The sequence below is a fragment of the Streptococcus jiangjianxini genome (genome assembly GCF_040225085.1).
GTDB classification, from domain to species: Bacteria; Bacillota; Bacilli; order Lactobacillales; family Streptococcaceae; genus Streptococcus; species Streptococcus jiangjianxini.
Map to the genome: position 1 here is coordinate 12,676 of NZ_JBEHGL010000004.1, position 12,230 is coordinate 24,905.

The 12,230-nt window shown below is 39.4% G+C and carries 13 protein-coding genes; 6 read left to right on the plus strand and 7 right to left on the minus strand.

Translation table 11 applies throughout. The annotated features are described in order from the left end of the window. Window positions 1–33: 33 nt before the first annotated feature. Genes pta through ABP870_RS03060 form a run of 4 tightly spaced genes read right to left on the minus strand, consistent with a single transcriptional unit; the run spans window position 34 to window position 3,421 of the window. Window positions 34–1,029, minus strand: a complete 996-nt coding sequence (gene pta / locus ABP870_RS03045) for a phosphate acetyltransferase (protein WP_350014021.1) — start codon at window positions 1,027–1,029, stop codon at window positions 34–36. A gap of 16 nt (window positions 1,030–1,045) precedes the next feature. Further along, a complete protein-coding gene (locus tag ABP870_RS03050) occupies window positions 1,046–1,942 on the minus strand; it encodes an RluA family pseudouridine synthase (RefSeq protein ID WP_350014022.1) in 897 nt (298 codons plus the stop codon). Next, window positions 1,939–2,775 (minus strand): NAD kinase, encoded by an 837-nt coding sequence (locus ABP870_RS03055; protein WP_062708377.1) that lies wholly within the window; start codon window positions 2,773–2,775, stop codon window positions 1,939–1,941. Before ABP870_RS03055 ends, ABP870_RS03050 begins: the two co-directional genes overlap by 4 nt. Continuing rightward, entirely contained in the window at window positions 2,750–3,421 is a 672-nt protein-coding gene (locus tag ABP870_RS03060) for a GTP pyrophosphokinase (protein ID WP_350014023.1), read from the minus strand. The genes ABP870_RS03055 and ABP870_RS03060 overlap by 26 nt, the downstream gene beginning before the upstream one ends. 129 nt (window positions 3,422–3,550) lie before the next feature. On the opposite strand from ABP870_RS03060, the gene ABP870_RS03065 reads away from it, so the two are divergent. The 6 genes from ABP870_RS03065 to ABP870_RS03090 all read left to right on the plus strand — a co-directional run bounded on the left by ABP870_RS03065 (window position 3,551) and on the right by ABP870_RS03090 (window position 8,277). Next, window positions 3,551–4,123, plus strand: a complete 573-nt coding sequence (locus ABP870_RS03065; RefSeq protein WP_350014024.1) for a CYTH domain-containing protein — start codon at window positions 3,551–3,553, stop codon at window positions 4,121–4,123. A 552-nt stretch (window positions 4,124–4,675) separates the two neighbouring features. Continuing rightward, entirely contained in the window at window positions 4,676–5,650 is a 975-nt protein-coding gene (locus ABP870_RS03070) for a ribose-phosphate diphosphokinase (RefSeq protein WP_350014025.1), read from the plus strand. A gap of 6 nt (window positions 5,651–5,656) precedes the next feature. After that, window positions 5,657–6,772 (plus strand): cysteine desulfurase family protein, encoded by a 1,116-nt coding sequence (locus tag ABP870_RS03075; RefSeq protein WP_350014026.1) that lies wholly within the window; start codon window positions 5,657–5,659, stop codon window positions 6,770–6,772. Between the two features lies 1 nt (window position 6,773). Beyond that, window positions 6,774–7,121: a DUF1831 domain-containing protein gene (locus tag ABP870_RS03080; protein WP_350014027.1), complete on the plus strand. Its 348-nt coding sequence runs from the start codon at window positions 6,774–6,776 to the stop codon at window positions 7,119–7,121. Between the two features lie 9 nt (window positions 7,122–7,130). After that, window positions 7,131–7,343, plus strand: coding sequence for a DUF4649 family protein (locus ABP870_RS03085; protein ID WP_350014028.1), 213 nt, complete (start codon window positions 7,131–7,133; stop codon window positions 7,341–7,343). Between the two features lie 292 nt (window positions 7,344–7,635). After that, on the plus strand, window positions 7,636–8,277 hold the full coding sequence (locus ABP870_RS03090; protein ID WP_350014029.1) for a redox-sensing transcriptional repressor Rex: 642 nt from the start codon (window positions 7,636–7,638) through the stop codon (window positions 8,275–8,277). Window positions 8,278–8,827: 550 nt separating this feature from the next. Here ABP870_RS03090 and radC read toward each other — a convergent pair. The 3 genes from radC to ABP870_RS03105 form a co-directional block, all read right to left on the minus strand. Continuing rightward, window positions 8,828–9,508 carry a RadC family protein gene (gene radC, locus ABP870_RS03095; protein WP_350014030.1) on the minus strand — a complete coding sequence of 227 codons (681 nt, stop codon included), beginning with the start codon at window positions 9,506–9,508 and terminating at the stop codon, window positions 8,828–8,830. A 297-nt stretch (window positions 9,509–9,805) separates the two neighbouring features. Beyond that, window positions 9,806–10,903 (minus strand): alanine dehydrogenase, encoded by a 1,098-nt coding sequence (gene ald, locus ABP870_RS03100; RefSeq protein WP_350014031.1) that lies wholly within the window; start codon window positions 10,901–10,903, stop codon window positions 9,806–9,808. Window positions 10,904–11,085: 182 nt separating this feature from the next. Then, entirely contained in the window at window positions 11,086–12,222 is a 1,137-nt protein-coding gene (locus ABP870_RS03105) for an AI-2E family transporter (RefSeq protein WP_350014032.1), read from the minus strand. Window positions 12,223–12,230 lie beyond the last annotated feature (8 nt).

Here is a 12,230-nt window from a genome sequence, read left to right on the forward strand (position 1 = left end):
ACAAAAGCCGAGTAAAGAACTCAGCTTTTAGAATTATTTTTCTTCTAGTGCTTGGGCTGCTGTAATGATACCAAGTTTGTAAATATCATCAGCACTTGAACCACGAGAAAGATCATTAACAGGTTTGTTAAGTCCTTGAAGAATTGGTCCAATAGCATCAAACATTCCTAAGCGTTGTGCAATTTTATAACCAATGTTTCCTGATTGAAGATCTGGAAAGACAAAGGTATTTGCTTGCCCAGCAACATCGCTATCTGGCGCTTTAATGGCTGCTGTCCCTGGAACAAAGGCTGCATCGAACTGTAATTCACCATCCAAGGCAAGTTCAGGCGCCAGTTCTTTGGCCAATTTAGTTGCTTCAGCTACCTTGTCAACTTGTGGTGATTTACCAGAACCTTTCGTTGAGAAGCTCAACATAGCCACTTTAGGATCAATATCAAAGATAGCTGCTGTTTGCGCTGTATTAACAGCAATTTCAGCTAATTCTTGAGCATTTGGCTCAATATTGATAGCACAGTCAGCCATGATATAACGTTCGTTGGTATTTTCACGGTTCATCAAGAAAACGCCTGATGTGCGAGAAATACCTGGTTTCGTTTTGATGATTTGAAGAGCAGGGCGAACAGTATCAGCTGTTGAATGAATAGCACCAGACACCATACCATCAGCAAGTCCCATTTGAACCAGCATCACACCAAAATAGTTCACATCACGAAGCATTTTATCAGCATCTTCTAGAGTTGCTTTCCCTTTACGGATGGCAACAAATGCTTCCTTCATCGCTTCAAAATCTTGGTAAGTTTCTGGATCGATAATTTCAGATTTTGGATCTTCAAAGCCTAGTTTTGCTAGCAAAGCTTTGACTTTTTCTGGTTTACCTAAGATGATTGGATCAACCAAACCTTCAAATTTCAAACGGGCTGCCGCACGAACAACACGCTCATCATTTCCTTCTGGAAAAACAATTTTAACATGTTTTCCAGCAACTTTTTCACGCAAACTACCAAAAAGTGAACGAATACCTTCCATTGTTAAAAAAATACCTCTATCTATTATTATTTTCTAATGACATGATAACGTTTTCGAAATCATTTGTCAAGCCAAGTTCATGTGTCACCCTCTCTCCTTTGAAAGGATCGAAGAATGATAAGGTGTGACAATGCAAGGCTTGTCGCTCAATCCCCAAATCCATTCGGCCGCCGTATAGATCATCGCCTAAGAGAGGAAAACCGATGTGAGCGAAGTGAACCCGTATTTGGTGCGTACGCCCTGTATGAAGACGGATATCAACGAGATGAACATCACCATACGAAGCAACTACCTCATAGGTTGTATGAGCATATTTTCCAGAATGGTGGACCCTTCTAGTGATGATAGAATCCTCATCACGCGCAATCGGTGCAATGATTTCACCTTGCTTGTCAAGTTTTCCTTTACCAGAAATGAGGGCAAAATAGCGTTTTTCAATAGCCTTCTTTTGTAACTGCTTATCCAAGCGAGCATGCGCATAGCCGTGCTTGGCAAATAACATCAGCCCGCTAGTATCACGGTCTAAACGTGTGACAATGTGAACTTGCAAATTGGGGTACTTGTTTTTCATAAAATAGCCTTTAACGAAGTTGGCCATGGTATTGGAATGGTTGACACTAGGAATACTAGCCACCCCCGAAGGCTTATTAAGCACCAAAAAATGGTCATCTTCAGATACGATCGACAAAGGCTCCATAATCGGCTCTAATTTTTCATAAGGCAATTCATCTGGGATATCAACAGCGATCACATCCCCAACCTCAACAATGTAAATCGCATTTTGCTCCTCATTGTTAACCCAGATACGGCCTCCCCTAAACTTAATTTTAGCCAAAAGACCCTTGGAAATATCATGTTCCTTTAAAAGAGATTTGACCTTGCCTGGTCTGTGGGCGACAAATTCAAACCTCATGAATCCAAGTCTCCGATAAAGGCATCCTTAACCCTAGCCCAAAAGCTAGTATGGCTAGGCGTAGACACAAAATGAATCTTATGATTAGAAATGTAAAATTCCACCTTAGCGATATTTTTATGATGATAGGTTTTATTATCAATCGAAACCGTATAAGTCCCTAAACGTTTTGGCACAAGAACGATGCGATCATCTTTTGGAATAATAATAGATGACCCAAGCGTACGAAAGACACGGTTATTGATACTTGAAATTTCAGTCATCTGGAGAGCCTCAATCGTTGGATGAAGAACGGCACCTCCTAGAGATTTATTATAAGCGGTGCTTCCTGTTGGTGTCGATACCAAGATGCCATCACCTCGGAAACGCTCAAACTTGACTTTGTTAATTAAAACGTCTGCGACCATCGTTTTTTCAATACGTTTTAAGGTTGCTTCATTCAAGGCACGTGAGCGGTAAATCCGCCCATCATCCAAAGTCACCTTAACTTTAAGGATGGGATAGGAAATGCTTTCTCCTTTGTCGTGTCTCAAGTTATCAATCAACTTATCCACTTCAAAATCACGATAATCCGTGTAAAAACCTAGGTGACCTGTATGAATCCCAACAAAACGAACGGTATCCAGTTCTTTTTCGTACATATGAAAAGCAGATAACAGCATACCATCACCACCGATTGTTATCACAACATCAGGGTTCTGCTTGCTCAAATAAAAATCTGGCGCATCACGTAATACATTGAACAATTTTGAAGCAATACGCTTGCTTTGATATTTTCCATTGGCGATAATCGCCACTCGCATCGGCTTATCTGTAATATTCGTCTGTGTCATCACTGTTTCCTATACCATCACTTAAACTTCTATTAGCCGGATCAAAAAGTAACTGAGCTTCTTGAATGTCCTCTCTAATTTTTCGCATCTCCTCATCAAGTTCAAATGCCATTCTTGCTGTTATTTCCAATCGTTGTTTTATATCATCTGGAAAATCCCCACGATACTTGTAGTTCAGCGAATGTTCAATAGTTGCCCAAAAGTTCATCGCTAAGGTCCTGATTTGAATTTCAGCCAAAACAGTCTTTTGCCCATCAATAGTGTCAACAGGATATTCGACCACAACGTGATAGGATCTATAACCACTGGACTTCATATGTCGAATATAATCCCGTTCTTGAATAATTGTTAAATCATGGCGTTGTCGTAATAACTGCAAAACCTCATCTACATCATCTACAAACTGAACCATGATTCGAAGCCCCGCGATGTCCTGAATATCTTGGGCAATATTCTCCAAAAGAACACCACGAAGAGCCATTTTTTCTTGGATACTCTCTACCGATTTCACTCGTCCTGTAACGAATTCGATAGGAGAGTGCTTTTTTTGCTTGCGATATTGTTTACGAATACCCCGCAGTTTAATTTTTAATTCGCCAACGGCTTGAATATAGGGGTCTAAAAATTCTTCCCAATCCATTGTCATTGAGGACTCCTGTCTAATTTCCATCTTGTTTTACGGCACACCCTTGTAAAAAAGAGGAGTTTTTTATAAAATAAGTCTAATCATTATTATAGCATAATATTCAGACCAAAAAAGGAAATAAAACCGTCTATGAGTAATCTCGAAATCGAATACAAGACCATGCTCAATAAAGCAGAATTTAATCATCTGCAAAATCTCCTGATGCATGTCAGTCCTGTCACCCAAACCAATTATTATTTTGACACTCCTGAAGGAGATATGCGTGCCAAAAAACTCTCTCTTCGTATTAGAACCTTCGACAAGGCGGCCGAATTAACCTTAAAAATCCCTGAAAAAGTAGGCACTATGGAATATAATGTTGACCTGACCAAGGAAGAAGCCAGAGAAATCATGGATAGCGGACAATTCCCCGATTGTAAAGTCAGAGAACTACTCACCGAAAAAAATATCCCTCTCGAAAGACTATCTGTTTTAGGCCATTTAACAACTATTCGACGCGAAACCCGTCTACCAATTGGCCTCCTTGCTCTGGATAAAAATCACTATGCCGATCGCATCGATTACGAACTAGAACTGGAAGTTGAAGATGCTACACAAGGTCAAAAGGATTTTGACGATTACCTTGAGACTCATAATATCAGTTTTAAATATGCTAAAAGTAAAGTTGCCCGCTTTGTAGCAACCCTTCAAAATAGACGATAAGAAAGAGCCGAAAATCCTTCAGCTCTTTTTTCATTATCCCTATCATGAACACTACCTTTGCCTAGGTAACCTGTTCTCAATCTCTTTACGGTGTGATTCATATTTTTGTGGCAAATGCAGGATTTTCCCAAGATTTTCTCTGGTCTCGCCAACCGTAAGCCCTGGAACCTGTGTTGCCATCTCAAAATAACCTGACCTGGTTCTCTAAAATAGATAAATTTAAAATATTTTCGATCTCTAATAACCGTCACATCGTGACCATTTTCAATCAGATACTTTCGTCAATCTTTTTCGTTCTCTTCATCTGCTAAAGACCACGCAACATGATGGACCGTTCCAGATCCCCAAGTCCCCGATTCTCACATTTCCTTTTCAATGAGCAACTCCTCATATTACTTTCAAAAATGCCAAAATTATCGATTGTTAGCTATGCTTTCATTCGAAAATAATCGTTTCATGCGTATGGTCTGGTTAAACAATTAGTCTCCATGTATTTTTCTGGCTTTTTTTGGTAAAATATACTTGTACTAATTATATAAGGAGCATTTTGTCATGGCACAAAACAACGCCACCCCTCAAATGAAGCTTTTTTCTTTGACATCAAATCATGATATCGCTGAAAAAATCTCTGAAGCCTCAGGCATTCCTCTTGGAAAACTTTCTTCTCGTCAGTTCTCTGATGGTGAGATTATGATTAACATTGAAGAAAGTGTTCGTGGTGATGATATCTACATCATTCAGTCTACCAACTTCCCTGTTAATGATAATCTTTGGGAATTGCTTATTATGATTGATGCCTGCAAACGCGCCAGTGCTAATTCAATCACGGTTGTTATGCCATATTTTGGTTATTCACGCCAAGACCGTGTTGCTGCATCTCGTGAACCTATTACAGCTAAACTAGTCGCTAATATGCTGGTTAAAGCTGGCGTTGATCGTGTTGTTACCCTTGATTTACATGCCGTTCAAGTCCAAGGATTTTTCAACATCCCAGTTGATAATCTCTTCACAACCCCCTTATTTGCTGAACACTACATCAACAAAGGCTTGTCAGGGCAAGATGTGGTTGTTGTCAGCCCTAAAAATTCTGGCATCAAACGTGCTCGTAGCCTAGCAGAATACCTTGATGCACCAATCGCTATCATTGATTACGCACAAGAAGACGATAGCCATCGTGAAGAAGGTTACATCATCGGTGATGTTGCTGGTAAAAAAGCAATCCTTATTGACGATATTTTAAACACTGGTAAGACCTTCGCAGAAGCAAGTAAAATTGTTGAGCGCGGTGGTGCTACTGACATTTACGCTGTATCAAGTCACGGTCTCTTTGCTGGTGGGGCTGCCGATATTTTAGAAGCTGCTCCTATCAAAGAAATTCTTTTAACAGACTCTGTCTTATCAAAAGAACGTGTCCCTAGCAATGCAAAATACATCACAGCTAGTGAGTTGTTTGCCGATGCCATTGTTCGTATCCAAAAACGCCAACCACTTAGCCCACTCTTTACATTTCACCAAGACAAGGATTAATACATTTTGATTTATTTGGATAATGCTGCAACTACCCCCTTAACAGAGCCTGTTATCGCTGAGATGACACAAGCAATGACACTCCAGCTGGCAAACCCATCGAGTATTCACGCGCATGGACGATTAGCTAGTCAAAAATTAAGAGAGTACCGACAGACAGTAGCATCGCTTCTAAGCACGACTCCAAATAATATCATCTTCACCTCTGGAGGAACCGAAAGTAATAACACTGCCTTAAAAGGCTATGCCCTAGCCCATCAGAAAAATGGCAAGCATATTATCACATCAGCCGTCGAACATCATTCTGTACTACATACTCTGGAGTATTTGGAAAAACGCTTTGGTTTCGAAGTGACCTACCTGCAGCCAGTTAATGGCGTCATTCGTCTTGAAGACATAGAGGGTGCTTTGCGAGAAGATACTATTCTGGTTAGTCTCATGTATGCCAACAATGAGACCGGAGACATGTTGCCAATTGCTGAAGTCGGTAACTTATTAAAAGACCACCCTGCTGCCTTTCATGTTGATGCCGTTCAAGTGGCTGGAAAAATCCTTCTAGAACCAGAGAAACTAGGCATTGATTTCATGTCTATCTCAGCCCATAAGTTTCATGGACCTAAGGGTGTGGGTATCCTGTTTAGCAATCGGATGCTGTTTGATCCTCTCCTACACGGCGGAGAACAAGAAGAGAAACGTCGCGCCAGCACTGAAAATCTCATCGGTATTGCGGGCATGACTAAGGCCTTATCTGATAGCCATAAGCATTTGGATGAAAACTGGGATAAAGTTACTCAGCTCAAACACGTTTTCTTGGAACAGGTAGCTGGACTGAATTTTTATTTAAATACCAATACTAAAGCAATACCACATGTGTTAAACATTGGTTTTCCAGGTGCCAACAATGGCATTCTTTTAACACAGCTTGATTTACAAGGATACTCTGTCTCCACTGGTTCAGCTTGTACAGCAGGGACAGTTGATCCCAGTCACGTCTTGGCTGCCAAATATGGAACGGACTCACCCAAGCTTCAAGAATCCATCCGAATTAGCTTTTCAGAATTAAATACTGAAGAGGAGGTTATCGGATTGGCTAACCTACTAAAATCATTATTAGGAGACTAGAATGGCTTTTGAAAAATCAATTTCACTAAAAGATTGTCAATACAGCTATGCTATTGACCCAAACATCAAAAAATATACCCTCAAAGATTTAACTTTTTCAGAAAATAAAGTTGGTCATTATGAACTGAGTCGCCTTTTGGAGGAAGTCCCCAACTCTGGTCAAGGATTCCTCTTAAAAATTGTTATCCATAAGGAATTAACTGGTTTTAAACTCAATATTACTGATCAATCAGGTCTTCGCTTAGTGAATATCTTTAAATCTGATGACCATAAAATACTGCAAGATAAATTCTACTTCCTAATGGACAGTCTTGTAGAACGTCAAGTCTTTACCAAAAAAGAGCTATAAGGAGGGTTTATGCTAACCATTTCCTATCTAAACGATGCTAAACAAGAAAAAGAAGTTAGCTATGAGACTTATGATGCCTATCGTCGAGCCCAGATGGCTTGTATGATTAGTATTTCTGATCATTTTCCTGTGACAAAAGTTCTATACAAAGATGAGGAAATCGACTACTCCGGTAACTTCGGAAATCTCTTTTACGCACTTGATAAAAAAGCATTAAGCTAATACACCAAGTTGAAGTTGGGAAATGTTATCCTAGCTTCTTTTTTAACCTTTAAAGGATTCATTAGCCTCAGGTAAAAGCTTGCTTCTTGCTTTATTCTAGCTGCTTTATAGAGCATTAAGCGTTCTAATCATATGTCTCTTTATCTTGTTTATTGTTGACATCAAAACATTCGTGCTAGACATAAAAGTTGCATTTTTCACAAAGATTATTTAAAATAGGTAGGTAAAAGCAATTTAAACAAGTGATGTATTTATCAAGATTAAACTACATCTTAGAAAAGGAGACACAGTTATGTCTGTTGAAAAAACTATTCCAAAAGCGACAGCCAAACGTTTATCACTTTATTACCGTATTTTTAAACGTTTTTATACTGATAATATTGAAAAAGCAAGTTCTAAACAAATCGCCGATGCAATGGGAATTGACTCTGCTACCGTCCGTCGTGACTTTTCACACTTTGGGGAATTAGGTCGCCGCGGTTTTGGATATGATGTTAAGAAATTAATGAATTTCTTCGCTGATATTCTGGACGACCACTCTACCACAAATGTTACACTAGTTGGGGTGGGGAATATTGGTCGTGCCCTTATGCACTATCGCTTCCATGACCGCAACAAAATGCAAATTGCCATTGCCTTTGACCGCGATGATAATGAAATCGTTGGAACAAGTTCTCCAGATGGCATTCCTATTCATGGCATCTCTACCATTAAAGAAACTCTCAAAGATACTGACATTGAAACAGCTATCCTGACCGTTCCAAGCCTTCAAGCCCAAGAAGTCGCTGATCAGCTAGTCGAAGCTGGTATCAAAGGGATCTTAAGCTTCTCTCCTGTCCATCTTACTGTGCCAAAAGATGTTGTCGTACAATACGTAGACCTTACCAGCGAATTACAGACACTTCTCTACTTTATGAACCAGAAACAAAATTAGCTTCAAAGATTTCGAAGACTCGTGATTTTGCCTGTCATTTTAAAGAAGGTATTTAAGAGATAATGCCCTCCATAAGGTTAAAAAGAGAATAAAGGATCTGATGATCAACCTGTTATCTTCCTATTTCTGACCCTGTCTTCTTCTCACGTATTCATGATTATTCAGTTCATTTTACTGGGTAAAGAGCATACAATCTACTTTTTTGAGTTAAGGTAATCCCCTAATATTTGACGAGCGATTTCTAATAAGAATCGCTCTTTTTTGTTGTTAAGTCTCTCAAACAATTGAAAATGTCTGTCAGCTATTAGAAAAAAGGTTTTTATAGCAATCTATGGTTAGAATAACCAGACCAAGGATTTCTACCGCCAATGTATTAAAGCTTCAACCATTGAGTAAGTTGCGATTGCTAAAGCCCAAAAGGTTGATACTTCTGAGTTGTCTCAATGAAAACTCCGCTCTCCCCCTGACTAAGCGTTCAACCACAACCAGCATTTCTGAAGCATCCTTGGCCGATAGAGCAAGGTCTATTTTATTCTGTCATCAATATGATTTACAGTACATCAGACTCTTCTCGGAAGCTAAAATAGTCCTTATTTCCAATAATCAGATGATCCAACAGAACCAATCCCATATCATCGCAACAACGTTTCAATTTCTCTGTAAAACGTAAATCATTCTCACTCGGATCAACAGTCCCTGAAGGGTGATTATGAACTAAAATAATGGATGTTGCCATGTTTTTACAGGCATAATAAAGGATTTCACGTGGCTCAGCAACAGATCGTCTGACGGTACCAATAAAAATCGTTCGTTGTTCAATAATACGATTTTGTGTATCCAGATAAAGGACAACCAGATGCTCCTGCTTCTTCTTGCCTATCTCTATCATCATTTTTTTGGCAACCTGCTGACTTCCCATGATTCTCTCAGAACGTCTCGTCTCTGAAGCATGAATCCGCTTAGCCAATTCAAGCATGGCTTTGAGTTCCGTTGATTTTGCTAGACCAATACCATGAATCGTTTGTAACTCTTGTAGTGATAACTCCTGTAAATCAGCTAGACTATTGAGTTCAGACAAAATCGATTGAGACAGAGCCATTACCGGCTCTTTTTTCGTTCCTGTCCGTAATAAAATGGCTAGTAGTTCTTGATTACTGAGTTTTTCGGCCCCTAGTTGAACTAAACGTTCGCGAGGCAACAGAGCTTCATTTGGAATAGTAACTTGATACATAGAATAATCCCCTTGTCATTTGATTGTCCTATCTATCTATTCGTAAAAATATCAAAAAAGCTAGACGTTTGCCTAGCTTTTCCAATCAAATATAAAGAATTAAATTTCTTCATCCCAAAGACTGTATCTTCAAATCTGAACAACCAAATTATCAATCTCTATCATTGACGTTTACTGATTACTATGTCAACACAATCTCGGAATCTCATCTCTTTTAACCATTGATGTTCACTGACACTTTTCAATTGACAGCCTAGCACATGGCATTTAATGCTTTCAAACATCTATATCGAAGACTTAAATAGCATGATAAGGTAAATCATGAGCCTGAGCAACAGCTTGGTTGGTCAATTTTCCGTGATAAATGTTGAGGCCTGATCGAAGAGCAGGATTTTCAGCAATCGCTGTTTCAAGACCCTTATTAGCCAACTCAAGCGCATACGGTAATGTAGCATTTGTTAAGGCAAGTGTCGAAGTTCTTGCGACAGCACCTGGCATATTTGCCACAGCATAATGAATCACACCATCAACGACATAAGTAGGGGCATCGTGTGTCGTCACTCGGTCAGCTGTTTCAATAATGCCACCTTGATCGACAGCAACGTCGATGATCACTGAGCCAGGTTTCATAGTAGCTACCATTTCCTTAGTGACTAACTTAGGAGCGCGTGCTCCAGGAATAAGAACTGCCCCTATCAACAAATCAGCCTCTGCAACAACCTCTGCAATATTGAGAGTATTTGACATCAAGGTTTGAACTTTGCCATCAAATTGTGTATCGAGTTGTGCTAGACGCGCTGGATTAACGTCTAAAATAGTGACATCTGCTCCTAAGCCGACAGCCATCTTAGCTGCGTTAACCCCTACATTACCGCCTCCGATAATGACTACACGGCCTTTTCTGACACCGGGCACACCACCTAAAAGAATTCCAGATCCGCCCTCAATCTTTGTCAAGAAGCGTGCTCCCAGTTGAGTTGCCATACGTCCCGCAACTTCACTCATGGGGTTGAGAAGAGGTAATCTTCCATCTTCAACGACTGTTTCATAAGCTACTGCAGCTAATCCGCCATCAAGTAAAGCAGCTGTTAATTCAGGTGCTGGTGCTAAATGTAGATAAGTGAATAACAGTAAGTCTGGACGAAAATAACCGTATTCAGAAGCTAATGGTTCTTTAACTTTGATAACCATATCAGCTGCCCAGGTTTCCTCAGCCGTTTGTTTGATGTCAGCTCCTTGAGCAATATAATCTTCATCAGAAAAGCCAGAACCAAGACCTGCATCTTTTTCAATCCAAACCTTGTGTCCTGCTTGTTTAAAAGCTAAAACTCCTGCTGGTGTCAGTCCAACCCTATTTTCATTATTTTTAATTTCTTTTGGAATACCAATAATCATTGCTAAAACCACCTTTCAATAATTTATAACTATTTTCACATAAATTCCCCTTGTAAGTCAACCAAAAAACACTCTCATCTGATAGGAGCGGCAAGCCATTGATGTCATGCTGCATCAAAAAGCTCTTAGAAACTGAATTCTAAGAACTTTGTTTGTATTTACTTCTAAAATTTATGCTCTGTTTAATAATGCGGTGGTCTCACTTGTTTTTCTGACTTCTTCTGCTTCTCTCTGACATTGTCTTTAAGAACCTGATAGAGGGTTCCTGCAATTGGAACAGCGACTAGCATGCCAAGAACACCATTGACAGCACCTCCAACAGTAATTGCCAAAAGCACCCACATCCCTGGAAGACCAATAGAATTTCCAACAACCTTAGGATAAATGAGGTTACTTTCAATTTGTTGTAGGATTAGCAGATAAATAATGAAAAAAACGGCCAATTGGAAGGATTTCGTCGCAATTAAAATGAAACCAACCCCAGCTCCAATAAATGCCCCAACAATCGGAATTAAGGCAGTAAAAGCAATCAAAACCCCCACGGTTACAGCATAGGGAAATCCAAAAATAACCATGCCAATAGCCGTTAAAGCACCAAGAATAACGGCTTCAAGGGTCTGCCCCACAAAGAAACTATGAAAGCGGTCATGAAGGATTTCTGTGACATAGAAAATCTTAGAAGCCCATCTACCGGTATAAAGTTCTGTCAAAGTTCTCGCCTGTCGAATCAAGGTTTCCTTATTTGCCAAAACATAAAAAGAAAAAACAAGACTAACAAAGACATTAATAACTGTTGAAGCGATATTGGAAACAGACGTCAAGATGTTCGTCAGAACAGATAGCAATTGTTTGGTGATTTGTTGCGTAGATTTGGAAATGGTAGAGCTGATATCAGAGTTTTGACCAAAGAGGTCTAAGAGACGATCAACCACCTTGTTGTCATTTAATTCAGAAATGATTTTTGAAACAGCTTGAGTATCAATTTTCAAAAGCATTTGCAAACTCGAAATCAAATCTGGAAGAACGATTGAAAAAATCCAAACCACAACTAAAATAAAGGTCAGATAAGCCAGAATCATTGAAATGGAGCGCTTCATTTTTAGTAAAAACGGTATCTTGATAAACTTCCCAAACCAGTTTTCGTAGACATACATGACAATATTAATAATATAGGCAATACCTGCTCCTACCAAAAAGGGTCTTAAAGCATTCCAGAAGGTCTTTATCAGACCAGCACCACTTTCCCAATTCTGATAAATCCCAAAACAGAGAAAGAATGTCAGAACGATATAACCTACTTCTTTTTTTGTTATTTTCACGAATTCTC